This is a genomic window from Sphingomonas xinjiangensis, from assembly GCF_014199255.1.
Taxonomy (GTDB): Bacteria; Pseudomonadota; Alphaproteobacteria; order Sphingomonadales; family Sphingomonadaceae; genus Sphingomonas; species Sphingomonas xinjiangensis.
Map to the genome: position 1 here is coordinate 1 of NZ_JACIJF010000005.1, position 23,791 is coordinate 23,791.

32 protein-coding genes are annotated in these 23,791 nt (G+C 61.7%); 15 read left to right on the forward strand and 17 right to left on the reverse strand.

The window, feature by feature from the left end:
* Nucleotides 1–457: 457 nt before the first annotated feature.
* Nucleotides 458–1,111, reverse strand: coding sequence for a GAF domain-containing protein (locus tag FHT02_RS10075; protein ID WP_184087121.1), 654 nt, complete (start codon nt 1,109–1,111; stop codon nt 458–460).
* Between the two features lie 207 nt (nt 1,112–1,318).
* Between FHT02_RS10075 and FHT02_RS10080 the strand changes: the two genes are divergently transcribed.
* Nucleotides 1,319–1,495: a DUF3606 domain-containing protein gene (locus FHT02_RS10080; protein ID WP_184087123.1), complete on the forward strand. Its 177-nt coding sequence runs from the start codon at nt 1,319–1,321 to the stop codon at nt 1,493–1,495.
* 22 nt (nt 1,496–1,517) lie between these two features.
* Here the strand turns inward: FHT02_RS10080 and FHT02_RS10085 are convergent, their stop codons facing one another.
* Together FHT02_RS10085 and FHT02_RS22225 are read right to left on the reverse strand one after the other, a co-directional pair.
* Complete coding sequence (locus tag FHT02_RS10085; protein WP_184087125.1) at nt 1,518–1,685, reverse strand: hypothetical protein; 168 nt, start codon at nt 1,683–1,685, stop codon at nt 1,518–1,520.
* 75 nt (nt 1,686–1,760) lie between these two features.
* Nucleotides 1,761–2,012 (reverse strand): DUF6894 family protein, encoded by a 252-nt coding sequence (locus tag FHT02_RS22225; protein WP_425506431.1) that lies wholly within the window; start codon nt 2,010–2,012, stop codon nt 1,761–1,763.
* A gap of 135 nt (nt 2,013–2,147) precedes the next feature.
* Here FHT02_RS22225 and FHT02_RS10090 point away from each other — a divergent pair, with 135 nt between their 5' ends.
* Both FHT02_RS10090 and FHT02_RS10095 read left to right on the forward strand, forming a co-directional pair.
* Nucleotides 2,148–2,330, forward strand: a complete 183-nt coding sequence (locus tag FHT02_RS10090; protein ID WP_184087127.1) for a hypothetical protein — start codon at nt 2,148–2,150, stop codon at nt 2,328–2,330.
* Nucleotides 2,331–2,514: 184 nt separating this feature from the next.
* Nucleotides 2,515–3,042: an SOS response-associated peptidase family protein gene (locus FHT02_RS10095; protein WP_343056905.1), complete on the forward strand. Its 528-nt coding sequence runs from the start codon at nt 2,515–2,517 to the stop codon at nt 3,040–3,042.
* A gap of 62 nt (nt 3,043–3,104) precedes the next feature.
* Here the strand turns inward: FHT02_RS10095 and FHT02_RS10100 are convergent, their stop codons facing one another.
* The 3 genes from FHT02_RS10100 to FHT02_RS10110 form a co-directional block, all read right to left on the reverse strand.
* Nucleotides 3,105–3,506 carry a BLUF domain-containing protein gene (locus FHT02_RS10100; RefSeq protein ID WP_184087131.1) on the reverse strand — a complete coding sequence of 134 codons (402 nt, stop codon included), beginning with the start codon at nt 3,504–3,506 and terminating at the stop codon, nt 3,105–3,107.
* 54 nt (nt 3,507–3,560) lie between these two features.
* A complete protein-coding gene (locus tag FHT02_RS10105) occupies nt 3,561–3,845 on the reverse strand; it encodes a hypothetical protein (RefSeq protein ID WP_184087133.1) in 285 nt (94 codons plus the stop codon).
* Nucleotides 3,846–3,932: 87 nt separating this feature from the next.
* On the reverse strand, nt 3,933–4,322 hold the full coding sequence (locus FHT02_RS10110; protein WP_425506432.1) for a response regulator: 390 nt from the start codon (nt 4,320–4,322) through the stop codon (nt 3,933–3,935).
* Nucleotides 4,323–4,885: 563 nt separating this feature from the next.
* Here FHT02_RS10110 and FHT02_RS10115 point away from each other — a divergent pair.
* Complete coding sequence (locus tag FHT02_RS10115; protein WP_184087137.1) at nt 4,886–5,158, forward strand: hypothetical protein; 273 nt, start codon at nt 4,886–4,888, stop codon at nt 5,156–5,158.
* 876 nt (nt 5,159–6,034) lie between these two features.
* Here the strand turns inward: FHT02_RS10115 and FHT02_RS10120 are convergent.
* The 5 genes from FHT02_RS10120 to FHT02_RS10140 all read right to left on the reverse strand — a co-directional run bounded on the left by FHT02_RS10120 (nt 6,035) and on the right by FHT02_RS10140 (nt 8,066).
* A complete protein-coding gene (locus FHT02_RS10120; RefSeq protein WP_184087139.1) occupies nt 6,035–6,232 on the reverse strand; it encodes a hypothetical protein in 198 nt (65 codons plus the stop codon).
* The gene (locus tag FHT02_RS10125; RefSeq protein ID WP_184087142.1) at nt 6,229–6,471 is read right to left on the reverse strand and encodes a hypothetical protein; all 243 of its coding nucleotides are present in this window, start codon (nt 6,469–6,471) and stop codon (nt 6,229–6,231) included. The genes FHT02_RS10120 and FHT02_RS10125 overlap by 4 nt, the downstream gene beginning before the upstream one ends.
* Complete coding sequence (locus FHT02_RS10130; protein WP_184087144.1) at nt 6,468–7,073, reverse strand: hypothetical protein; 606 nt, start codon at nt 7,071–7,073, stop codon at nt 6,468–6,470. The genes FHT02_RS10125 and FHT02_RS10130 overlap by 4 nt, the downstream gene beginning before the upstream one ends.
* Nucleotides 7,074–7,311: 238 nt before the next feature.
* Entirely contained in the window at nt 7,312–7,650 is a 339-nt protein-coding gene (locus FHT02_RS10135; protein WP_221239425.1) for a hypothetical protein, read from the reverse strand.
* Nucleotides 7,650–8,066 carry a M15 family metallopeptidase domain-containing protein gene (locus tag FHT02_RS10140; RefSeq protein ID WP_221239426.1) on the reverse strand — a complete coding sequence of 139 codons (417 nt, stop codon included), beginning with the start codon at nt 8,064–8,066 and terminating at the stop codon, nt 7,650–7,652. The genes FHT02_RS10135 and FHT02_RS10140 overlap by 1 nt, the downstream gene beginning before the upstream one ends.
* Before the next feature lie 185 nt (nt 8,067–8,251).
* Here FHT02_RS10140 and FHT02_RS10145 point away from each other — a divergent pair, with 185 nt between their 5' ends.
* From FHT02_RS10145 to FHT02_RS21335, 7 genes are all read left to right on the forward strand, one after another.
* On the forward strand, nt 8,252–8,794 hold the full coding sequence (locus tag FHT02_RS10145) for a hypothetical protein (RefSeq protein ID WP_184087148.1): 543 nt from the start codon (nt 8,252–8,254) through the stop codon (nt 8,792–8,794).
* An 18-nt stretch (nt 8,795–8,812) separates the two neighbouring features.
* The gene (locus tag FHT02_RS10150; RefSeq protein WP_184087149.1) at nt 8,813–9,112 is read left to right on the forward strand and encodes a hypothetical protein; all 300 of its coding nucleotides are present in this window, start codon (nt 8,813–8,815) and stop codon (nt 9,110–9,112) included.
* Between the two features lie 23 nt (nt 9,113–9,135).
* A complete protein-coding gene (locus tag FHT02_RS10155; RefSeq protein ID WP_184087151.1) occupies nt 9,136–9,405 on the forward strand; it encodes a hypothetical protein in 270 nt (89 codons plus the stop codon).
* 17 nt (nt 9,406–9,422) lie between these two features.
* Nucleotides 9,423–9,674, forward strand: a complete 252-nt coding sequence (locus tag FHT02_RS10160; protein ID WP_184087153.1) for a hypothetical protein — start codon at nt 9,423–9,425, stop codon at nt 9,672–9,674.
* A complete protein-coding gene (locus FHT02_RS10165) occupies nt 9,671–9,874 on the forward strand; it encodes a hypothetical protein (protein ID WP_184087155.1) in 204 nt (67 codons plus the stop codon). The genes FHT02_RS10160 and FHT02_RS10165 overlap by 4 nt, the downstream gene beginning before the upstream one ends.
* A complete protein-coding gene (locus FHT02_RS10170) occupies nt 9,871–10,026 on the forward strand; it encodes a hypothetical protein (RefSeq protein WP_184087157.1) in 156 nt (51 codons plus the stop codon). Before FHT02_RS10165 ends, FHT02_RS10170 begins: the two co-directional genes overlap by 4 nt.
* Before the next feature lie 154 nt (nt 10,027–10,180).
* Nucleotides 10,181–10,363, forward strand: coding sequence for a hypothetical protein (locus tag FHT02_RS21335; RefSeq protein WP_221239427.1), 183 nt, complete (start codon nt 10,181–10,183; stop codon nt 10,361–10,363).
* Nucleotides 10,364–10,367: 4 nt separating this feature from the next.
* Here the strand turns inward: FHT02_RS21335 and FHT02_RS10175 are convergent, their stop codons facing one another.
* The gene (locus FHT02_RS10175; protein WP_184087159.1) at nt 10,368–10,583 is read right to left on the reverse strand and encodes a hypothetical protein; all 216 of its coding nucleotides are present in this window, start codon (nt 10,581–10,583) and stop codon (nt 10,368–10,370) included.
* A 135-nt stretch (nt 10,584–10,718) separates the two neighbouring features.
* Here FHT02_RS10175 and FHT02_RS10180 point away from each other — a divergent pair, with 135 nt between their 5' ends.
* The 3 genes from FHT02_RS10180 to FHT02_RS10190 all read left to right on the forward strand — a co-directional run bounded on the left by FHT02_RS10180 (nt 10,719) and on the right by FHT02_RS10190 (nt 14,962).
* Nucleotides 10,719–10,916, forward strand: coding sequence for a DUF6771 family protein (locus tag FHT02_RS10180; protein ID WP_184087161.1), 198 nt, complete (start codon nt 10,719–10,721; stop codon nt 10,914–10,916).
* Between the two features lie 297 nt (nt 10,917–11,213).
* Nucleotides 11,214–12,284 (forward strand): PA0069 family radical SAM protein, encoded by a 1,071-nt coding sequence (locus FHT02_RS10185; protein WP_184087164.1) that lies wholly within the window; start codon nt 11,214–11,216, stop codon nt 12,282–12,284.
* Nucleotides 12,285–12,337: 53 nt separating this feature from the next.
* Complete coding sequence (locus FHT02_RS10190) at nt 12,338–14,962, forward strand: M1 family metallopeptidase (protein ID WP_184087166.1); 2,625 nt, start codon at nt 12,338–12,340, stop codon at nt 14,960–14,962.
* Between the two features lie 130 nt (nt 14,963–15,092).
* Here FHT02_RS10190 and FHT02_RS10195 read toward each other — a convergent pair whose 3' ends face one another.
* A complete protein-coding gene (locus FHT02_RS10195) occupies nt 15,093–16,673 on the reverse strand; it encodes a long-chain fatty acid--CoA ligase (RefSeq protein ID WP_184087508.1) in 1,581 nt (526 codons plus the stop codon).
* A gap of 368 nt (nt 16,674–17,041) precedes the next feature.
* Entirely contained in the window at nt 17,042–20,518 is a 3,477-nt protein-coding gene (dnaE, locus tag FHT02_RS10200; protein WP_184087168.1) for a DNA polymerase III subunit alpha, read from the reverse strand.
* A 213-nt stretch (nt 20,519–20,731) separates the two neighbouring features.
* On the opposite strand from dnaE, the gene FHT02_RS10205 reads away from it, so the two are divergent.
* The gene (locus FHT02_RS10205; RefSeq protein WP_184087170.1) at nt 20,732–21,148 is read left to right on the forward strand and encodes a hypothetical protein; all 417 of its coding nucleotides are present in this window, start codon (nt 20,732–20,734) and stop codon (nt 21,146–21,148) included.
* A 16-nt stretch (nt 21,149–21,164) separates the two neighbouring features.
* On the opposite strand, the gene FHT02_RS10210 is transcribed toward FHT02_RS10205, so the two are convergent.
* The 3 genes from FHT02_RS10210 to FHT02_RS10220 are packed head-to-tail and all read right to left on the reverse strand — an operon-like array spanning nt 21,165 to nt 23,558.
* Nucleotides 21,165–21,644 carry a glutathione peroxidase gene (locus FHT02_RS10210; RefSeq protein WP_184087172.1) on the reverse strand — a complete coding sequence of 160 codons (480 nt, stop codon included), beginning with the start codon at nt 21,642–21,644 and terminating at the stop codon, nt 21,165–21,167.
* Nucleotides 21,641–22,315: an ABC transporter ATP-binding protein gene (locus FHT02_RS10215; RefSeq protein ID WP_184087174.1), complete on the reverse strand. Its 675-nt coding sequence runs from the start codon at nt 22,313–22,315 to the stop codon at nt 21,641–21,643. The genes FHT02_RS10210 and FHT02_RS10215 overlap by 4 nt, the downstream gene beginning before the upstream one ends.
* Complete coding sequence (locus FHT02_RS10220; RefSeq protein ID WP_184087176.1) at nt 22,308–23,558, reverse strand: lipoprotein-releasing ABC transporter permease subunit; 1,251 nt, start codon at nt 23,556–23,558, stop codon at nt 22,308–22,310. The genes FHT02_RS10215 and FHT02_RS10220 overlap by 8 nt, the downstream gene beginning before the upstream one ends.
* Nucleotides 23,559–23,791: the final 233 nt, after the last annotated feature.

The window sequence follows — 23,791 nt, forward strand, 5'->3', positions numbered from 1 at the left end:
TCGCCATCGTTGTAACGCCTAGTCGTACCGTCAGTCATATGCCTCACTCTTATCTAAGAGCGAGACCCTGTCAGGTCATTTGAGGGGCCACCTCAGCTTGCGACTGTCCCCTTTGAGGAGGCAATCGCGACACGCTCGTAGGTCTTGCTCATAAGCCTAATCGACGGTCCCCGGTTCAGTGGTGGTGGCTTTCGCCCAACCTGGCAATTGATCCGGGCCGTGAACCATGAGGGTCTTCAGCAGCGTGGAATACCGTGTTAAAATCGCTTCACCGAGCAGCCGGCGGTCGCACGGCGTCGTTTTCAGCTCGCCGATGCTTCAAGGGTAGCGGCGACATCAACGAGCACAGTGCGGATGATGTCGGGTCGCCGTTTCGCTAAACAGTGGCCGTCAGAGAGATCTTATGACATAAAGGTCGATCAAGCGAAGGCGAAGATTGCTTCAATTTAGGGGGCACCTACTGAGCCTTTGGCTCCCAGTCCGGCTTCATCTTCGCTTCTAGTTGACGAAGCTCCTCATCAAGCAGCGTCGCCAATTCCTCATCCTCGTCGGCGACGGCGAAGCGGATGCGAGTGACTAGTTCACCGATGGCGTACTCGGCATGGGCCATTGCGTTGGACTCCCGGTCGATCACCGCGGTGGCATCGGTTGCAAGCCTGGTCAGCAGCGCGAGTGCGGTTTCATCGATAGTCCGCGGCTTCTGGTCTAACACGCACAGCGTACCGAGAGCGAAACCGTCGTCGGTTACCATTGGCGCGGCATAGTAGGCGCGCACGTCCATCTCGACCACGGCTGGGGCAAATTTGAAGCGCGGCTCGCGCCAGGCATCTGAAACGCAGAGAGGTGCGAAGCCGGGCAACTGAATTGCGGCGTCGCAAAAACTGTCCGGCCGTAGAAATTCTCTCGGGTCAAAGCCGTAGGCGACCGCAAGCCATAGCCGGGACCGGTCCACGATGGACACTGCCGCATAAGGGAAGCGCATTGCCGTGGCGGCTTCCTCAACGATCTTACAGAGCTCGGCATCGCCCCGCATGCCGAACACACCGCTCGTCAAAACTCTGGCCTGCCGGCGCGCCTCTGCCAGTCTCTTCCGGGAGCTATCTTGGTTCATGCAGCATGTCCTCGACCCAGTTCATCCGATCAGCGGACGCCCGCGATTTGGAGCATAAGCGGTCGTTCTCGCGACCACGCCCCAAACACAGCTATGACGCATAACGCTCCTAAAGTTACCTTTCTGCAAGCTACTCAAATACAGCCATTCACCATTCGTCTGCATCCTTGAGGAGTCGGAAGCGTTATAATCTCGAAGGAGATCTGAATGTCCGACAACAAAGAGCTTCGTGCGCCTCAGGATGCCTCGCGCATCGCCCTCCACGAGGATTACGAAGTCCGCTACTGGTCCAACAAGTTCGGTGTCACGCACGAGCAGCTCAAGGAAGCCGTCGATGCAGTCGGCCACAGCGCCGAAGACGTTGAAAAGCACCTGAAGGGCTGAGCGCAAGATGAGAAAGACCACGCTAGAGCGTGCGCTTGAGCTTGCGCGCGAGAGCAGTTGCCGCGACGTTGAGCAGATCAAGCGCACTCTTAACGCCGAAGGCTATTCCGGCGTTGATCAGCACCTCGCTGGCCTCTCCATCCGCAAACAGATCCGAGCGACAATCGCCGGTCGATCCGCTCAGCCACAACTGACAACCTAGTGACGTTCGCCATACGGTTTTCCTGCCTTTGGCCAGCCTGCTGAACTGGTCGCTTGGTCGCCGCTAGGGTCTAGCCAAACGGATGGCGGGAGCTTCTAGCGCGACCATGGTGATCGTGAACAGCACAAGACCCGCGTCGTTGGTCACATTCATCTCCATGTCGAGGTCACACGAGCCGCTTCCAGGAAGGTCTCGAATGAGGTCTCCTGCTAAGCGGAACGCGCAGGCTTTCATATCGGGAACGTCCGGAAGCTCCCACCAATCCGCGAGATGCTCTTGTGATCCGCTCAAAACGCGGAAGTGGAACCTGGGCATTCTGCTCTCCTAAGGATTGAAGAACAGAATGGCGCTGTTGCCGTTGCTATAGTTCTGGGATCGTTACAAAATTTTCGGTCGCCGGGCCTTGAGAAATGATCCAGAAACAGATAGCCGCCCCCTCGGAGGTGGGGAATGCAGCATTACCGTGTTTACAAGCTCAGTGACGTGGACGGCAAAATTGTGACAGGCGACGACCTGCATGCCGAGAATGACGACGAGGCGATGAGGGCCGCCGAAGACGATACGAATTGCCCGACCTGCGAGGTTTGGACCGGGGCGAAGCGAATTGGATTGATCGAGAAAGACGCGAAGTAAACCTAAGGCGCCGAGGATGAGCCCGCCCATACGGGGTTCGTCCACGGCGCTTTGAGACCTTGAGCTACGCCGCCCCGCCGTATCGACACCTTTTGAACACTCAGGCATTCGACCAGCTATGTGCAACGAGCATCGCAGCCACGTCGACATCGACCAGCTCTCGTATGAGTTTTCTCAGGTCGGCATGCCTGTTCGGTTCCCCGAGGGCATTCCGAACCTCCCACCCACCGACAGCATCAAGATCACGGATCGGCACGCCATCGTTCGCGCGGGAGCCGAAGGCGCTGAGCTTGTCGTGCGGCGTTGGAGCTGGCCAGGACCGACGGGAAAGCCGGTCTACAACTTCCGATCTGAGGGCCGGAAGTTCGACAGCGGGCGCGTGCTGATCATCGCCGATGGCTTCTACGAGTTCACCGACGCTCCTCCGGTTGAAGGCGCCCCAAAGAAGCGCCCAAAGAGGAAATGGCTCTTCACGATGACGGGAGAGCCCTTCTTCTGCATCGCTGGCCTTCTGAGGACCGAGCCAAGCGTTGGCGAGGCATATACGATGCTGACGACCTCACCGGGTCCGGACATCGCTCCTTATCACAACCGTCAGGTCGTCGTGTTAGGCCGCAAGGATTGGGCGAAGTGGCTCAATCCTGCCGTGCCTGCCGGCGACGTTCTGCGGCCTGCACCAGCCGGAACGCTGAAGGTAACACAGGTCCGCTGATCGATGGCTAACGCCCAACCTCAGTCGACCCTAGCCTAGGCGAGCCGAAAGCTCGCCAAGCCTCATAGTAAGTTTTCGCTCCTCAAGATCACCTCGCGTAATCTCTCTGCGGAGGGCTTCCGTTCGTTAAGCGAAACCCCGATCATATAGGCGGTGGCAGCCGTCGCCGACTCTCCGTCGTTGGCGAGGATCATCGCCCAATTCCCGAATTGGCGGGTCTGAACTTCGCGATCAAAAGCGACATTGATGTCAGTGTGCCGCGGGTCAGCCCGCAGGCGGTCCATAGTGGCGCCGACCGCCTCCCAACCACCCTCGACTATCTGCGCGAAGTTCGTGCCATCTGACCAGAGCACGCCTGTGATGTCAGCTTCACTATTGCGCGCGCTCGACACCGCCAGGATGGCATTCAGCTCCAGGGGATCGGCATGGATGCGGGATCTGCTGGTATAGATCAGTCGTCGCATCCTTGCTCCTCAACCTAATGCAACCCGCTGAAAGCCGGCCGCAGCCGATTGAGGTCAGTCTTCCTTCAGACCGCCCTGGCCAACAGCGCCGGGTTCCTCGGGATCGACCTTGTTCCCGTTGTTTTGCCCCTTGCCGAAATACCCTTGGGTGCTCTGGCCCCCTTCGAAGCCCTCGCTTTCGCCACGGGCTTCCTTGCCGGTGTGCGGGTTCTCATATGCTCCGCCGTCAGACTGGCTCTTGCCGCCCAGGCCGTGCGTATCGACGTCGCTGACGCCATCGCCGCGAAGCTTCGGACTGTTCTGCCCGCTCGCCGGCATCGGCACTTTTCCGTCGCTCATGTTGATTTCCTTTGCACGTCCAAGCTCAACGCCGCCGGAGGAGGATCGTTCATCGGCCGATGCTGGTGAAGCACCGCCAGCCTCCCGTCATGCAGGGCCGCTAGCTGCCTTGAAAATTGCTTGCAGGACTTCCGCGGGGGCGATGCGCTCGAATGCGGCCTGTATTTGATGCAGCGTTACCGGCTTTTCGAGGATCTCACATCCGTAGGATGGCTCGCACATGTCTGGGTTACCCGTGACGAACATGGCCGGGATCCGTCCGAGCGCGGCATAGATCCGCTCGACTGCTGCTGGACCCGTTCCTTCGAGAAGTTGCACGTCAGCGGATATAACCGCTGGCCTTTGCACCTCTGCCATTTGGACGGCCTCGTTCTCCGTCAAGGCGAAGGAGAAGGAGGTGGCCCCCACCTCTTCTAACGCATCTTGGATCATCAAGGCTATCCGCGGCTCATCTTCGATGATCAGCACGTGGCACATCGCTCCGCACCTTCTGAAACTGCAAGTCGCACGCGGAAGTGGACCCCTTGCTTGTGTCCCAGAGATGTCTAACTCCGCGATCTGACAATTTGATGTTTGATTACCGCAGTCGGTCTTGTGCCGGCGCTAGGTTTACAAACTGGGTGACGACCACGAGTGAGTTTCAGAATGAGAGAAGATGATCACGCACAGTCGCTGTTGGTGGCGCACACACACGTTCCAGCTCCTGGCTCGGAGCTAGCGCCCTACCTGGTGCGTGCCGTCGGAGGCGCGATGATCCTGCTCATTTGCTTCAGTCTTCTACAGCTCTATGCGTCGCAGAGCGTCGCCTTCATGCTCTGCTTGACCGGAGCCGGCGCGGCGGCTTGGCTCGATCACCACCTTTGGGATCGCAAGCATGACGGTTGCTACCAAAGTGAGCTCCGAGCACGGAGAGCGCGAGCACTTCAGGATGGGCAGTAGCGGAACCCGGATGGTGGGAAGGTCGTCGTAACGAAACTCTGGCGCTGCCCATAAACGGGCCACGTCATATGGCTGCCACAAGGCACGATCACCGGGGCGGCATGGCCCAAAGCGACAAACCTCAAGATGCTTCCTTAAAAAGCTTCCAAGAAGCATTGGATGCACACGTCACTGACACGATCGAGCGACTGCGATCCCTGCCCGGCGTGTCTAAGAACGACGCTGATCTCCTCGTGACTTCCATACAGGAGAACCGCGAAGCCATTCTGAAAGCGGAGCGGAAGCGACTGCTCTCGAAGACTACACCGGGATCAGAGGGAAGCACGACCTCCTCAGATCAAGAGGAATGGCTTAACGCACGCGCAGCGATGTAAGCGGCTCTATGGGACAGGTCAGAGGCCGAGCGCATACGCACTCGTCCTACATCGCACTCGTAAACTCGCGCTCTGTAGCACTTGGCATTTGATGTTAGTTCAAGAGCCGATGTCTGATGAAGTGGATGATTGATCAATTCCAGGTAGGGAGATACACACTTCCCCCCCACTACATGAGCCATACAACAAACAACCAGCGGATGATTGTATTGTTCAATTCTCATGTAGTAGGGAGAAGCGGTGAGTAGGTATTCCAGTATAGGGTCCTACACACTTCGGACCTGAAACTCGTTGAGCTGCGGGGTTAACGGTCGCACTTGCGTTCAGGCTTCCTGGATGCCCCTCGTGAGGGCAGTGCCAATAGCGGTGTCTCCTGTTGCCGTCCGAATGGCTCCAGGAGTTGTAGGATGTTGTCGGGTAACAGACAGAGCATCCTCCTATTTGAACCCTACCAACGACCAGTCGGTTGTCCTGCTTTTGCAGTGCTGAAGTTAATCAGCAAACCCTACTGGCCCCTGTCGGGTGGTGCATTTTTATCCTGGTGCCATGCGTTGCCGAGGGAGGTCGGTCGCCGTTTCTTCCAGTCTGCGCGGCCAGCGTGCGCGGTGCCCCTTCGGGCCCTACTCCCCTACCGGGAGTGTTGTTTCATTGTGGCCTTAGTGCCGTGTGGCTGCTGGGAGGTTTGTTGAGCTAAGTGCGGGGCTAGGGAAGCCGGCTCAAACGGGAAGACCCGATGATGTGGTGTGGATCACATCATCGGGTCTAAGTCGCTTTCGGTGAGCTTGACGCCGAGAACAGCGTTTCCACACACCGTCTACATCTTTACTTATACAACAGGCGAACCATTAAACGCAGTATTTTTCTGCACCGCGAGGATTATTCCTCACCAACCCATTCGGTGATCCACTTCCGAATGGCCTTCGCTCTGTCTGCGTCGGTGTAGTTGGGCATCTGCTCAATCATCGCGCACAGGATAGCTTCAACATCTGGCTCTTTGCCCGCAAAGGCTTCAGGTGGCAAAGTGAACGTCAGGGTCTCGCCGTCAATCACCATCTGCATCGTTACTTCGGTCATCTTATTACTCCAAACCGAACGCCATCATTGGGTCCGATCTGCGCGTTGGCCTGGAGCATCCCTCCGCTTACGTGATCTACTTTCGCGAGGCCACTTTCCTTCCGCACAGAGAACACGCCGTCTATGACTTGACGCATCTCTTCCAGCTGCTCTTCGGTTTCGCCATAGTAGCGGAACCACTCGTCCGCGACGTTGGCGAGCAGATCGGCAAGGCTATGCTGATGCTCGTACTGCATCATTCAGCCCCCTCGCGACCGGCCCGTTCTTCGCCCCACCTAGCAGCGTCGGCGGCAGTCGTGCCGTAACTGCCATGCAGGCCGAACGACACGATGCTTTTCGCGTTAGATTCGGGATTGCAGAGGTGCGTCCGCTGGCGCGCCTTCATGGTCGCTTGGTCGATAAGCAGGTTGCCCCACTGCTCGCCGGTCGGATCGGGATGGATCGCGGCGTTTGGGTATGCGACCTTGATAGGTTCGACCTGCTCCGGCTTGAGCCGAACCAACGCGGCATTGCCGAGGCCATACTCGTGGCCGACGCGCGGGGCGAGCGTGCTGGCGCGGATGAAATCGCCTGCATCCGGTTCGACTTCGTTTCGGATCAGCCTGCGCCGATCCTTACGAAGACCGCTCCACTTGAGCAGGGCAACATGGGAGTATGCGGAAGCACTGCCGGTGGCAGAGTCCATGATCGCCTGATCTTCAGGCGAAAGCCAATCATGTTTTGGTAGGGACACAAATAAACTCCAAACGTCATCACGCGGGGCGACATACCTCGCGAGCGAAATGGCCTGAGGGCCGTTCGATCTGACGTTCGGACAAGTATCGGGCCTAAGCGGCACCATCGGTCCAAACAGCCTCGCAACCTATCGGCTGCGATGGCGAGACAGATATCAGCGTTCCGCTAAAACCACAATAGGGAAAATGAGCACCCGCCAAGTTGAGAATCATTCTCTTGGTTAACGGATGTGTGTTCGTGTGTGTGAGTCTTTAGATAGGAAACCCTTCGGTGCCCAAAAGCGCCGAAGGGTCACGACGACGGGACTTGAGCAGCCGTGGTTCGGCGTCCCGTTGTCGTCATCTCTACTTCGTGAGCGTCATGAATGCTTCCAACGTGAGGACCACGAGCGGTTCCTTTCTGTCGGCCTTGATCACGGCGACCGGCGTTAGGTCGTTTTGCGACCGCGCTTGCTCCAGCGCGTCATAGACCAGCGCGATCTTTGCCCTGGCCTTGCACTCGATGCTGTAGGGGAACGCCTGCTTCGCCGCCGTCGATAGCTGGATATCCTCCCCGTTGCTGCCCATGGGGCACGAGCGAACATCGTCTTCCGTAAGCTCAGGATACTTCGCCAGAACGGCGTCACGCACCTTCTTCTGGAGGTTGCGGCCCTTGGCTTTGGCGCTGCTGGTTTTGATCGCCATCAGGCCAGCTCAAAATGAGGCGAGTCAGTTTCGCCACGCTCGCGCGGCTTACCGTCCGCGTCCCAATCGGCACCCGAGCGGATCGCGATGCCGAGTTCCTTGGCCGCTGCAAACATAGCTTTCGCGACCGCATCGAAGTTCGCGAGGTTCTTCCAGTCGTAGGGTGCGGGAAGCAGATCAACTGCGAGCCCAGTCACATGCTTGCTCGCATAGGGGTTGTTCAACCAAGTGACCCTTGCAAGTCCAGGCCGCGCATAGCTGGCCGGAATGCCCTTAGCCAAGCACTCCGTTGCCGTTCTCCCTTTGCCGTAGTTGATGCGGCACTGTTCGCGAGTGCGGACCCCCTCAACAACCATGAAGTCTACACTGGTGAGTTCGATGGCGCGCTTTACGACGCGAACCAGTCGCTCATCCACGCCTTCAAGTGCTCGGAGTGATCTGGCGCTGAGCACGAACGCCTTTGTGTTCTTATCCATGTTCTAACTTATCAGGACAAGAAACATCGCCTTTCTGACTTAAGTGCGTAGTTAAGTCACCCACCTCACCGCGTAAGTAAGTGTGTCGGCAAGTTGCCGGCCAACGAAAACATAATGGTGAGAGTATGAAAACAAGAAGCCTTAAGGCTCGATACACTTCCGAGTATTGCGCGCTGAAGAACGCGATCGACCGCTGCACTCGCAGCAACCACCCACAGTTCAAGGACTACGGCGGCAGGGGCATAACCGTAGACCCGCTCTTCCTGGACCCAATCGGCGGCTTCGAAGCCTTCCTTGAAGCAGTTGGCCCTAAGCCAAAACCGGCACTGACCTTGGACAGAGTTGATAACGACAAGGGCTACGTGGTTGGAAACCTCGCCTGGACCTCCAGGCAAGTTCAGCAGCGCCATCGTCGCCACCCCGACTGGACCCGCAACCTCGGCTGGGGAACTGGTAGCTACACGCTCGTGGATCGGAACGGCACGGTTCGCACTCACTACAGTGCGCTGATCCCATTGGGCGACCGCATTCAGACACTCAAGGAGTGGTCTCGCGAACTTGGCATCCCAGCGGCGACTATCAAGCAGCGCATCCAGCGAGGCTGGACGCCCGAACAGGCTCTTACGCCCGTCCTCTTCAACCCACGCGGCAAGCCACGCCTCAACTAAAACAGAAGGAGACAACAGGTGTTGAACCAAACACGCCAGCTGAACCCCTTCTTGGGTCGCCGTCCTTATGTTTACGCAATCATGTGGACAGAACTCAACCTCGCCTATGTTGGCGTGCGCTATCGGAAGGGCTGTCATCCAGACGAGTTTTGGAAGTCTTACTTCACATCGAGCGACCACGTGGCGAGCCTACGCGCGGAGTATGGCGACCCAGATCACATTGAAGTGCTTGAGACGTTCTTAACGGCAAACGAAGCGATTGCCGCCGAATTAGACATCATCAGCACTTCGAACTGCACCGCAGTGTTGCGTTCCTGAACAAGAACTGCGGAGGCGCGGTCGTGTTTGATGATGATGTTATACGCAAAATGAAATCTGCGATGGCCCTTACGACTGAGGTCCGCCGCGAGAAGATGAAAGCGGTGACGACGCTGAAGATGCAGGACCCGACAGAGCGTCAGAAGAGAAGTACCGCCCTCAAGGGTAGGCCAAAGTCAGATGCTACCCGCGCAAAGATGAGCAAGCCGAAAACGGCAGAGCACAAGGCGGCAATTGCTGCCACGAAGCGGGCCACTAAGCTGGCCCGAGAAGCCGCAAAAACAGAACAATAAGAGAGAGGAAAACTCCCATGGAATACCAGCACAACCCAACTGACCCGGTGCATCTTGCACTTCACAACGTAACCGAGCGCATGAATGAACAGGTCAAGCGCCTCGCGGACCTAGAAGCCATGGTCGCATCCCTGGTGCAGCGCCTGGACGAAGCTGACCACATGACCAGCGAGGAATACGGCGCGCAGGTAGTCGAACAGGTTATGGCCGCGATGCCAGCGATCCAGGCAGCAGCTTTGAAAGCGTCGAAGAAGGGAGGCCGTCGATGAGCAAAGCAGCAATCGCAGCACTGGACGCCTCAATCGAGCAGCTGACGGCTACGCGAGACGCAATGCAAAAGCGCCACGACGAGACCATGGCGGCTTTGGCTGCACTTGATAGGGCTCAAGCCAACTCGGAAATCGCAAACCTGCTCAATGGGGCAAGCGAGCTGGTAGAACGCATCTTCGCAAAGCTGATGCGCCGATGAGCGCGCCGGTCAAACTCGTGTCGGTAATGACCGACGAGGAAGCCGAGGAGATTACCCGCAACGACATCGTTGCCCTGCTCGACCTCGATCCTCATCACTGGTTCGCGCAGACGCTAGGACAGGCTTTGCTGGAGATTGCCGGACGCAGGTAGGCCCAAAAAATGTCTTGTAGCTTGGAACCAGCTTAGCCGTCCTCAGTTTCTGACCAAGTTGCCAGAACCATCCCCCCCGGTGGGCAACAGGATCCCGAAGGGCGTCGATTCACTAAGTGGCCGGCGCCCTTCCCTTATCTACCCGAGCTTGATCATGAACTCTTCCGACAATTCCGCCGAGCACCATCGCGTCACAGCAGAGAAGTGCCGACGCCTGTCACAAGGCATGTTGGGGCCGGATAGAGATACGCTGCTCGTGATGGCAGCTCAGCACGAGAACAAGGCAGAGGAAGCAGAGCGATGCTCTGCTCGGCCAAAGCTCGCTTTGAAGATCTGAGGACCTAGTCCGACCTCTTCTTCCACTCAGACCACCATTCGGCCTCCCGGCCAACATCCATGGTGCTCGCGACCCTATCCGCCAGCAGCACTTCGAAATGGCAGATCAGCTGGCTGAGCAGCCGCGCGGTCTCAGGATTAGCAATGTCTGCCGTCGCTTCGCGCAGATCAGCAATCTGTCGGCCCAGCTTGAGGACCAATTCGTCAACTTGGGTCTTCACCCAAACCTTCTGACACAACCGCGAGCGTGATGCGAGCAGCGGCTCACTCGAACGAGGCACTCACCGCATCAAAGAGGCGCAACCCAGAAACCGCACCGGGTTGCCAATGTTCTCTATTCGTTCCATTCTGCCGCCATGCAGACCGATTCCCTCCAGCCCACCGCGATCGCCGAAGCCCTGCTCTTCTCTACGCCTGGATGGGCGAGGATCGGCCTTACCGCACCTAACGAGCGCCTGCGCGAGCGTGCTGCTCACGAACTCGCGCTGTCGATTGCCGAGGCGCTGGGTGATGGTCCTGCTTACGATCATAACCAGCTGAGCCTCCCGCTCTGAGGTGTCGTGGAGTGTCCGTTTCAAAGACCTCTCCGACTTTGGTCGCTACGACGCGAACCTTATGGCGTTCTGCTGGTGCGGTCATAAGGGCGTGCTCGACGCGCATAAGGTCGGGCGCTGGTTCTACTGCTTCCGCTGGAACACCACCTTCGAAATGCTGGGGATGCACCTGCGCTGCTCGAGGTGCGGCAATCACCCCAAACGCTGGGGACCGACGCCCTTCCCTCCTGATCGGCCCGAGTGGATGGCATCGGAACAGAATTGGGCGCGTCTGGTGCGGAGGCTGAGGGGCTGACTATGAAGCAACCACGAGCGCAACGCGGTGCAACGGACAACTCCGCGAGCGCGCGCTTTAATCTGCCACAGCGTGAAGCCGACGGGGATTGGCTGGACGCTTTGGTGGCTGTCGACGGCGCTCAGCCTAAACTGAAAACGACCGTCGGCATCCTCAAGCCGAAGACAATTATCTCTTATAATTCAAGCCCTGACATCGGATTTGACCGGAGTGTAAATCCGCTGGTGGGCTGTGAGCATGGCTGCATCTACTGCTTCGCACGCCCCAGCCACGCCTTTCACGATCTCTCGCCCGGCCTCGATTTCGAGAGCAAGCTCTTCGCCAAGCCTGATGCCCCTGCCCTGCTACGCGCCGAGCTCCAGAAGCGCGGCTATGTCTGCAAGCCGATCGCCTTTGGCACCAACACCGATCCCTATCAGCCGATTGAAGCGACGTGGCGCATCACCCGCGGCTGCATCGAAGTACTCTCGGCGTGCAACCACCCGATCACCATCACCACCAAGTCTGACCGCGTCACCCGCGACCTGGACCTGCTCGCCCCCATGGCCGCCAAGGGGCTGGCGGCGGTGATGATGTCGGTCACTACGCTCGATCCGCGCATCGCCATGACGGTCGAGCCCCGCGCCACCACGCCCAGCCGCCGCATCGCCGCGATCCGTACGCTCACCGATGCGGGCGTGCCCGTGCTGGTCTCACTCGCGCCGGTCATCCCCCAGATCACCGACCATGAGATCGAGCATATCGTGGAACAGGCGGCACAGGCCGGCGCGCGCTCGGCCTTCTTCATGCCGGTCCGTCTGCCCCACGAAGTCGCGCCACTGTTCCGCGCCTGGCTCGACACCTATTTTCCCGATCGCGCCGCCAAGGTGATGGCCACCATCCAGTCGATCCGCGGGGGGCGCGACAATGATCCCAATTTCTTCACGCGCATGAAGGGGCAAGGGCCCTGGGCGGATCTGCTGCGCACCCGCTTCAACATCGCCGCAAAACGCCACGGGCTGGATAGCGATCGTGTCCATCTGCGCACCGATCTGTTCCGCCCGCCGCCAGGCGCCCAGGGCGAGCTGTTCTGATTGCCAGGCTCAACCCGCGTCCGTAAGCATTCGCTTCCCTTCAAGGATCCTCGATGCGCGCTTTCCTGCTGGCGGTGATCGCCCTGTTCGCTCCCGCCCTTGCCTTTGCTCAAGCCGACACGCTCCCCACCGGCAAGCTGCCCGACATGGCCAGGCCAGTCGCCTATCGCCTCGACATGACCATCATCCCGGATCAGCCGCGCTTCAGCGGGCATACCGAAATCGATGTCGACCTGAAGCAGCCGGCGCGCTCGATCTTCCTGCACGGCCGCGATCTACACATCGCCAAGGCAGTGGTTCGGGTCGGCCGTGAGGAGGGCCCCGCCACCTTCACGCAAAAGACGCCGCAGGGCCTGGCGCAGCTCGATTTCGGTCGCATGGTCCCCGCCGGCCGCATCACCCTTAAATTCGATCACGACGCCGCGTTCGCCACTGGACCGGCCGGGCTGTACCGCGTGAACGTTGAAAAGCAGTGGTACAGCTGGACGCAATTTGAATCGATCGACGCTCGCTCGGCATTCCCCTCGTTCGACGAACCCGGCTATAAGACGCCGTTCACGGTCTCGATCCGCACCGCGCCCGGCCTGATGGCGGTCAGCAACGCGCCCGACACCGGCAAGCCGGTCAAGGCCGGCAAGCTCGTCCGCCACGATTTCGTCGCCACCAAGCCGCTGCCGACCTACCTCATCGCCTTCGTTGTCGGTCCCTTCGCCAGCGTGCAGACGGTCGTGCCGCCCTCGCCGCAGCGCAAGGAACCGCTGCCGCTTCGCGTCATCGGCACCAAGTCCAACGCCGGCCAGCTGCAATTTGCGCTGGATGAATCGGGCAAGATCGTCACGCTGCTCGAAGCCTATTTCGACCAGCCCTTTCCGTATCCCAAGCTCGACCAGATCGGTTCGCCGGTGATGCCCGGAGCGATGGAGAATGCCGGCGCCGACATCTATGGCGACAGCATCCTGTTCCTCGACGAGAAAGCCTCGACGGCCACCAAGCAGACCTTCGGCATGGTCGTTGCCCACGAGCTCTCGCACCAATGGTTCGGCGATCTCGTCACCCCCGCCTGGTGGGACGATCTGTGGCTGAACGAAAGCTTCGCCAACTGGATGGGCTATCGCATCGGCAACGCCTGGCGGCCCGATCTCAACATCGGCGTGGATGCCATCAAGGAAGGCTTCGACGCGATGAAGCTCGACGCGCTGGCTTCGGGCCGGCCGATCCACGAACACATCACCAAGGATGCCGATATCGACGCCGCGTTCGATGCCATTACCTATGGCAAGGGCGGGCATGTCGTCGGCATGATCGCCGCCTATATGGGCGAGGACAAGTTCCGCGACGGCGTCCGCCTCCACATGCGCCGGCATCTGCATGGCAACGCCAGCACGGATGAATTCTTCGGCTCGCTCGCCGAGGCCGCGCACGACCCTCGCGTCCTCGCCTCCTTGCGCAGCTTCGTCGATCAGCAGGGCGTGCCGGTGATAACGCTGCGCCGCACCGCAACCGGCTTCGATGCCAGCCAACAGCGCTACGCCTATTTCGGCAGCAACGCGCCCGCTCAGCAATGGCTGGTGCCGCTCTGCCTGCGCTTCGCCGAGGCCAAGAACTGCACCCTGATCGACGGCGCCACCACCAGCGTCGCCGCGCCTGCCGGTCAGGGCCCGGTCGTCCCGAACGCGGGCGGCTGGGGCTATTACCGCTTCGAGCTCGACCAGGCCGATTGGGACGCGCTGATCGCCGCGGGCGCCACCCTGCCGGAACCCGAAGCGCTCGCGCTCGACGACAGCCTGTGGGCATCCTTTCATGCCGGCCAGCCGCGCACGGCGCAGCTGATTCAGCTGGCCCGCGTCATGGCCACCCATCCCGCCAGCCGCATCGCGCTCGATAATGCCGATCGCCTGCGCGGGCTTGAACGAGATGGTCTCGTCTCCGACGCGGCGCTACCCGCCTACCGCAAGCTTCTTGCCGCCATCTACCGGCCGATGCTCGACAAGCTCGGCTTCGATCCGGCGGCCGGCGCCTACGCAGCGGAAAATCCGGACACGCGCCAGCTTCGCGCCGATCTGCTCCAAACGCTTGTCGCCGCGCACGATGCGGAGGTACGGGCGAAGCTGACCGTGGCCCTCGACGCTTATCTCGCCGGGGACCTGAAGGCCATCGATGCTACATTCATCGAGTTGGCGATCGCGGTCTCGACTCACGATCGCGGCCCCGCCTTTGCCCGGCTGATCGCGGACAAGGTGCTGGCGAACGCAACGCCGAGCCTCGGCGATGCCGCCTTCCAAGGTATCGCTGCATCGAACAATCCCCAAGTCGCGCGCTGGTTCTTCAACGACTTCGCTGATCCACGGCTGACGGCCGAAGCGAAGCTGATGATCACGCCACTGTTTCTCGGTGGCCCGGCCACCCGCGACATCGCCAGCAGCTTCATGCTCGCCCATTTCGATGAATATTCGAAGGCGGCCGGCGGTGGGGGGATCTTCTCGGCCCGCCTAGCGGCGACCTTTGACGGGCTCTGCTCGGTGGAACAGGCAGATCAGGTCGATGCCAAGCTCCGTCCCCAACTCGCCAACGCCAGCACGCTCGGCCTCGACCGCGCGCTCGACACTATCCGCAACTGCGCCCGCTTTCGCGACGCCAAGGCCGCCGAAGTCAGCGACGCCCTGATTGCGGTGCAGTGATAAAGAACCTCCCCCGGCGGGGGAGCGGGACCGCCGCGAAGCGGTGGAGGGAATTCCGCTAGCGGGGGAGCGATACCGCATCATGAGCGCTGCGCGCTGCACCTCCCCTTGCGGGGGAGGATCGGCACACTCACCCCTCCAGCCGAAATCCGCGATATTCCTCGCGGATTGCCGTCTTCAGCAGCTTCCCCGTCGCGGTATGCGGCAGCGAATCAACGAACAACACGGCGTCGGGCAGCCACCATTTTGCCACACGCGCCGATAGATGCGCACGAACCGCCGCTTCGTCGACATCCGCGCCCGGCTTGCGTACCACCAGCAGCAGTGGCCGCTCCTCCCATCTAGGATGATGTACCCCAATCGCCGCTGCCTCGGCGACACCCGGGCACCCTACCGCGCAATTCTCCAACTCGACCGAGCTGATCCATTCGCCGCCGGATTTGATCACGTCCTTCACGCGGTCGGTGATCTGCATTGTGCCGTCGGGGTGCAGCACGGCGACGTCGCCGGTGTCGAACCAATTGTCCGCATCAACCGCGGGCTGCGCGTCCTTGAAATAGCGGCCGATCACCCATGGGCCGCGCACGTGCAGCCGCCCCGAGCTGACGCCATCACGCGGCAGCACCGCGCCGTCCTCGCCCACCACGCGCAGCTCGACGCCGAACGGCACCGTTCCTTGCTTGGAAACCTGGTCGACCTGCGCGTCGAAGCTTAGTTCGTCCCAGTCGGGCGAGGGCGCACCCATGGTCCCGATCGGCGACGTCTCGGTCATGCCCCAGGCATGGTTCACTCGAATGCCCATCTGCATCAACCGCTCGATCATCGCGCGCGGCGCGGCCGATCCGCCGATGGTGACGATCTTGAGATGCTCGGGCGCCGCGCCGCTCGCGTCCATATACTGGAACATCGCGAACCAGACGGTGGGCACCCCGGCCGAATGTGTCACACACTCGCGGTTCATTAGTTCGCACAGGATTTGCGGCTCGTTGACCGCGGAAAACACTAGCTTGATTCCCGCTCCCGCCGCGGCCCAGGGTAGGCCCCAGCCCACCGCATGAAACATCGGCACGATTGGCATTGCCACCGCGCGCCGCGACAAATCGAACACGTCGGGCTGCATCTCGCTCATCGCGTGCAGCACGGTGGAGCGATGGCTGTACACCACGCCCTTGGGGTTGCCAGTCGTTCCACTTGTGTAACAAAGCATGCAGGGCTCGTGCTCATCGCCTTCTACCCAGGCATATTCACCGGTCTCACCGTCGAGCAGCGCGTCGAACGCGCCGTCGTCGAAGCAAACATACTGCTCGATGCTCGCCCACTGCCCCCGCATCCGCTCGACGATTGGCGCAAAGGCCCGGTCATAAAACAGCACCTTGTCCTCGGCATGGTTGGCGATGAACGCCAGCTGGTCGTCGAACAGCCGCGGGTTGATCGTGTGGATCAGCCCACCCATCCCGGCCACGCCGTACCAGGCGACCAGATGCCGGGCATGGTTCATCGCTAGCGTCGCGACACGGTCCCCAGGCCGCACGCCCAGACGCTCCAGCGCCTGCGCCAGCCGTTGGGCATCATGCGCCACGCCCGCCCAGTTCGTCCGCGTCTCGCCGCCGTCGGCCCAGCGCGTCACGATCTCCCGGTGTCCATGCTCGCGCGCGGCATGGTCCAGCAGCCGCGTCACCCGCAGCGGAAAATCCTGCATCCCTCCAAACATCATGCTCTCCGGCTTTATGTTTGGAAGCGAGGGTATCGCATGGCAAAGCAAAGTCGAGGGCTGCGCAACACTTCGTCATGGAAGGCCAGGCCGCCAGCCCCGTCCCATCAGTTCCCCGGCGAAGGGCCGGGGCCCAGTGTCGGCCCAAGGCGTTAAAGCAGCCCGCTCTGGCGACTGTGTGGCAGCTGGGCTCCGGCCTACGCTGGGGGATTGCCAGCGTTATGGGCGTATAAGATCCTCCCCCGAAGGGGACCGCTCACGCCAGCGAGCGGTGGAGGGGCCTTGCCCTCGCAACACACCGCTCGCGGAGTCTACCTCTCCACCACGTGCGCGGGTCCTCACTCCTCCGGGAGAGGATCACATGGGAACTAAGCCGCCACCGCCAGCGTGACTTCGGGCCGCCCAAACCGGGCTGAGCGCACGCCGGGCACGTTGCGCAATGTTTCGATCATTTCCTCGTCCAGCCGGAAATTGCGCCCGATCACTACTTCGGCCTGCCCCTCGGGGCCATAGGGTACCCACAGCCGCACCGTGCTGCGCCCCCCGCGCAGTGGGCCAATCATCTGCGCCAGCCGCGGCATTACGCCGGCATCGTCCACTTCCAGGTCGATGATCAGTCGCGCCGCGTCGGCCAATTCCTCAAAAGGCTGCACCCGCTTCACCGACACCCGCGGGGTGTCCTCGCCCGCGCGCTTGTCCAGCTCCACCGTCAGCACCGCGCACCCACCCGCCTTGGCCGCCTCCTCTAGGTCCTTGGCGGCCAGTTCGTCGAAGCACGTCGTCAGCGTCTGCGCGCTCTGGTCGGAGATCGTCGCCATCAGATATTTGTTGCCCCGGGCCGAGGTCCGCCAGCGCGCATCCTCGACCAGCGCGGCGATCGTCGCACCGACGCGCCCGCCGACCGGGATATCCATCTCGCCCAGCGATCCAATCTGGCGAACACCATGTATCCGCGTAAGGTGCCCATAGCGGTCGAGCGGATGCGCCTCGAAATAATAGCCATAGGCGTCGCGCTCGGCATTGATCTGCTCGGACTTGGACCAGCTTGCACCCCGCGGCAGCTGAATCGCGCTGCCGCTCGGCTCCGCCTCGCCGAACAGGCCGCCCTGCCCGCTGGTCTTGTTGGCGAAGGTACGCTGGGCCACCGCCAGGATGGTCTCGGCGGCGGCGTGCACGCCGGCGCGGTTCGGCTGGATCGCGTCGAACGCACCCGCCGCCGCCAGGGTCTCCAACTGGCGCTTGTTGATCAGCCGCGGATCGACGCGCTTGGCGAAATCGTCGAGCGACTTGAAGCGGCCCTTGCCGTCGCGCTCCTCGACCAGCTCCTCCATCGCCTTCTCGCCGACGCCCTTTAGCGCGCCGAGTGCGTAGCGAACCGCCAGGCCGGCGTCGGTCTTCTCAACGTGAAAGTCGGCCAGGCTTTTGTTGATATCGGCGGGCAGCACCTCGATGTTCAGCCGGCGCATATCGTCGGCGAAGATCGCCAGCTTGTCCGTCTGGTGGATGTCGTACGCCATTGAGGCGGCAAAGAATTCGTGCGGGTGGTGCGCCTTCAGCCACGCCGTCTGGTACGCAAGCAGCGCGTACGCGGCGGCGTGCGACTTGTTGAAGCCATAGCCGGCGAACTTGTCGATCAAATCGAACAGCTCGTTGGCCTTCGACGCCTTGATGTTGTTAACCTTCGCGCAGCCTTCGACGAAGATCGCCCGCTGCTGGTCCATCTCCGCCTTGATCTTCTTGCCCATTGCGCGGCGGAGCATGTCGGCGCCGCCCAGCGAGTATCCCGCCAGGATCTGCGCTGCCTGCATCACCTGTTCCTGATAAACGAAGATCCCATAGGTCTCGCCCAGCACTTGCTCGAGCAGCGGGTGCGGATAGACGATCGGCTCGCTGCCCTGCTTGCGCTTGCCGAAGCTCGGGATGTTGTCCATCGGGCCCGGACGGTACAGCGAGACGAGCGCGATGATGTCGCCGAAGTTCGTCGGCCGCACCGCCGTCAGCGTGCGCCGCATGCCTTCGGATTCCAGCTGGAACACGCCCACCGTGTCGCCGCGCTGGAGCAGGTCGTATACCTCGGTATCGTCCCAGCTGAGCGCATCCAAATCGACGTCGATCCCCCGGTCGCCGAGCAGCTCCACGGCCTTTTTCAGCACCGACAGCGTCTTGAGGCCGAGAAAGTCGAACTTTACCAGCCCGGCGCCCTCGACATATTTCATGTCGAACTGCGTGACCGGCATGTCCGATCGGGGATCGCGGTACAGCGGCACCAGCTGCGCGAGCGGCCGGTCGCCGATCACCACGCCGGCCGCGTGCGTCGACGAGTGCCGCGGCAGCCCTTCCAGCCGCATGCACAAATCGACCAGCCGCCGCACATCGGCCTGGCTCTTATATTCTGCGTGGAACTCCGACACGCCGTTCAGCGTCCGCTCCAGCGTCCAGGGATCGGTGGGGTGGTTCGGGATCAGCTTGGCCAGCCGGTCCACCTGGCCATAGCTCATCTGGAGCACGCGGCCGATGTCCTTGATCACCGCGCGCGCCTTCATTGTCCCGAAGGTGATGATCTGCGCAACCTTGTCGGCGCCGTAGCGCTCCTGGACATAGCGGATCACTTCGCCACGCCGCGTTTCGCAGAAATCGATGTCGAAGTCGGGCATCGACACGCGTTCCGGGTTCAGGAAGCGCTCGAACAGCAGCCCGAGCTTGAGTGGATCGAGGTCGGTGATCGTCAGCACCCATGCGACCACCGATCCCGCGCCCGAACCACGCCCCGGCCCTACGGGAATATCGTGCGCCTTGGCCCATTGGATGAAGTCGGCGACGATCAGGAAATAGCCCGGGAACCCCATCTGAATGATGACGTCCAGCTCGAACTCCAGCCGATCCTCATACGCCTTGCGGTCCTCCACCGAGGTGATCCCCGCCTTTTCCAGCCGCGCGTCGAGCCCCACCCAGCTGCGCTCGCGCAGCATCGCCGCCTCGCCTTCGCGATCGCCGGCAAGGCTCGGCAGGATCGGCTTGCGCTTGGGCGCGGCATAGGCACAGCGCTGCGCCACGATCAGCGTGTTCTCAATCGCTTCGGGAAGATCGGCGAACAGCCGCTTCATCTCGTCCGCCGGCTTCATCCACGCGTCAGGCGAGCTGCGCGGGCGGTCGTCCGATGCGACATAGGACGAGTTGGCGATGCACAGCATCGCATCATGCGCCTGGTGGAAATCGGCCTCGGCAAAGCAGCACGGGTTGGTCCCTACGATCGGCAGGTCGCGCGCATAGGCATAGTCGAGCAGCTTGGCTTCCGAGCGCGTCTCGACATCATCCCCGCGCCGGGCGATCTCGACATACAGCTTGCCCGGGAACAGCGCCTCCAGCCGCGCGGCATAGGCTTCCGCAGCGCGATCCTGCTCCTCGGCATAGAGCCGCGCCAGCGCGCCCTCCGCCCCCGCGGTCAGGCACAGCAGCCCCTCCACGCGCCCTTCCAGCGCCTCGAACGAGACATGGGCCTCTTCCTCGATCGGCCGGTCTAGATGCGCCTGCGATACCAGGTCGCACAGGTTCAGATATCCCGTCTCGTCCTGTGCATAGAGCGCCAGCCAATCGATCGGCGCGCTCACCCCTTCGGGCATGTCGGGACGCTTCACCGCCAGCAGCGTGCCGATCACCGGCTGCACGCCGGCTTTCTTCGCCGCATCGGAATAGGACATCGCCGCGTACAGCCCGTTGCGGTCCGCAACGCCCGCCGCCGGAAAGCCCAGCGCCCTGGCCTGCTTGGCGATCGCCTTGGGCTCGATGGCCCCTTCCAGCATGGTGAAGGAGGAGAAAACCCGAAGCGGAACGAAACCCGAATGCATTCCGGACTCTAGGCGCTGCGCCCCCGATTCTTCAAGGCCGCCCGCGCTCAACGGTTCGCGTTAACGGCTGTTAACCGTTTCGCTCCGTAACCCACCGTAAAGCGTAACCTCGGATGGGAGCCGCCCTGAATGGTCGCGCAACCAATCGTTCGTCTAAACCCTGGTTAACAAAGCGGTACACGCCGCCCGGCACTACTCAGGGACGAACACAACATGGCAATCCTTTGCACGGTCATGGGACACACCCCCAGCGCGCAGCGCCACCAGAACCAGGGCCTTGAATTCAGCCTGTGCCATCACTGCGGCTGCGACCTGATCCGCTTTGCCGACAGCGCCGAGTGGACGCAGGTGCCCACCGGCTTCCAAGTGGTTTGGCGCGAGTTCGGCCGTTCGGATGATGCGGCCTCGGTCGCCCAGCGCATGGCCCGCATGACTCCGCCGCGCCGCCGCGATCCGCGCAACGCCCGCCCCAAGCCCCGCCGCGACCCGCGCGGCCGGCCGATGCAGGGCACCGCGTCGGTAATGGGCCTCCTCACGCGCATCGGCAGGCTGGTCGAGGACGAGCCGAACGACACGCTGCCCGAGAAGAAGCAGAAGGTTATCCGCCTGCCGCACCTCAAGACCAACTGACACCCCGCTCGGGCGATCAGAGCAGCGCCTCGATCGCCCCCTCCAAACTCGCCGGCTTGGTGGTCGGGGCGTAACGCTCCACCACCTGGCCTTCGCGGTTCACCAAGAACTTGGTGAAGTTCCACTTGATCCCCTTGGACCCCATCAGCCCGGGCGCCTCTTCCTTCAGCCGCTCGAACAGCGGCGCCGCCTCGGCGCCGTTCACATCGATCTTGCCGAACACCGGAAAGCTGACATCATAGGTCAGCGAACAGAAGTTCGCGATCTCCGCCGCATCGCCCGGCTCCTGCGCGCCGAATTGGTTGCACGGAAACGCCAGCACCGCGAAGCCGCGGCCGCGATAATCCCGCCACAGCGCTTCCAGCTCGGCATATTGCGGCGTAAACCCGCATTTCGAAGCGGTGTTGACGATCAGCAGCACCTGGCCTTCATGCGCCGACAAGTCGGTCGTGCTGCCGTCCGCCGCTTTCACGGGAATGGTCGTCAACGCGTTCATGCCAGCACGCCCTCATGCAGCCGCACCACGCGGTCCATCCGGGCGGCCAGCCGCTCGTTATGCGTCGCGACCAGCGCCGCTGATCCTTGCGTGCGCACCAGCGACACGAACTCGGCGAATACCCGGTCCGCCGTCGCCTCGTCCAGATTGCCAGTCGGCTCGTCCGCCAGCACCAGCGCCGGCCGATTGGCCAGCGCCCGCGCCACCGCGACCCGCTGCTGCTCGCCGCCCGAAAGCTGATTGGGCCGATGCTTCAAGCGTGCACCAAGCCCCAAGGCGACCAGCAGCTCCTCCGCCCGCGCATCCGCATGCGCCCGCGTCGCACCCTGGATCATCTGTGGCAGCACCACATTTTCCACTGCGTTGAAATCGGGCAGCAGATGATGGAATTGATACACAAAGCCCAAGCTGTCGCGCCGCACCTCGGTGCGCCCGCCGGCGGGCAGCTTCGCGGCTTCCTTGCCGGCGATCCGGATCGACCCCTCAAACCCGCCCTCAAGCAGCCCGACGGCCTGCAACAGCGTCGACTTGCCCGAGCCCGACGGCCCGAGCAGGGCGACGATTTCACCCGGCATGATGTCCAGATCGACGCCGCGCAGTACTTCGATCGTCGCTTCGCCCTGAGTGAAGCGGCGGCGCAGCCCGCGCGTCTGGAGAACCGGCTCACTCATACCGCAGCACCTGTACAGGATCGGTTTTCGCTGCCTTCCACGCCGGATACAATGTGGCCAGGAAGCTGAACAGCAACGCCATAACGCAAATGCCGATGGTCTCGAACGGATCGGTCTTGGCGGGCAATTCACTCAGGAACCGCATCGACGGATCCCAGATATTCTGCCCCGTCACCAGCCCGATGAACGACGCCACCTGCTCACGGAATGCGACAAACAGCAGGCCCAGTATCGCCCCGCCCAGCACCCCAAGCGCGCCGATCGTCGTCCCGACGGTCACGAAGATCCGCATCAGCGCGCTATGGCTCGCCCCCATGGTTCGCAGGACGGCGATGTCGCGCCGCTTCGACTGCACCAGCATGATCAGCGACGAAATGATGTTGAACGCCGCGACTACCAAGATGATCGACAGCACCGTGAAAGACACGATCCGGTCCACGCCCAGTGCTTCGAACAGCTCGCGGTTCATCTGCCGCCAGTCGGTGATCTGGCCCTTGCCTTCTACCTGGGGAACCAGCGGCGCGACGATCTTTGCCACGCGATCGGGATCCACCGTGTTCATCTCGATCATACTTACGGCATCGCCCAGCAGCAGCAGCGTCTGCGCGTCCTCGATCGGCATGATCACGAAAATCTTGTCGAAATCATAGACGCCGATCTCGAAAATTGCGGCGACCTTGTACTTCACGATCCGCGGCATCGTTCCAAATGGCGTGGAAGCGCCTTGCGGGTTGAACACGGAAATTTCGCTGCCGATGGTCGCGCCTAGCGACTCCGCCAGCCGTGATCCGATCGCCACATTCTCGCTGCCCGGCGTCAGCCGCTTGAGCGAGCCGAGCACTTCCTTGCCCTTCAGTGTCGGATTGTTGACGATGTCGTCATAGCGCATGCCGCGCACCTGCGCCGCCTCTAGCCGTCCGTTATACGTAACCGCCAGCGGCTGTTCGATCAGCGGCACTGCGCTGGTGATCCCCGGCGTAGCCTTGGCGGCCGCGGCGATGTCGCGCCAGTCGCGCAGCTGCCCGGCATAGCCTTGCACCACCGCATGACCGTTCAGTCCGGTGATCTTGCCGAACAACTCGGCGCGAAACCCGTTCATGATGCTCATCACTGCGATCAGCGCGGCGACGCCCAGCATCACGGCAACCAGACTGAACCCGGCAACAACGGCGATGAACGCCTCGCTCCGCCCCGGCAACAGATACCGGCGAGCGATCATCCGCTCATAGCGTGAAAGTAGCATGCGGCTGATCTACGCCTCTCGAAATACTCGCCGCCGCTCCTAGGCCAAGCGTCTCAGCGAGGCAATGCACCCCGAAGATCCTCTCGGGCACGGGGAGGGGGACCGCCAGCGCGGCTGATGGTAGAGGGGGCGCTCCACAAGCGACGCACGATGCGAGTACCCTCTAGCTCAGGATCCCGCCTAGCGCGCGCCCTCTGTTGCCATTTCAACACAGGGGGGAACCAATCTACTTC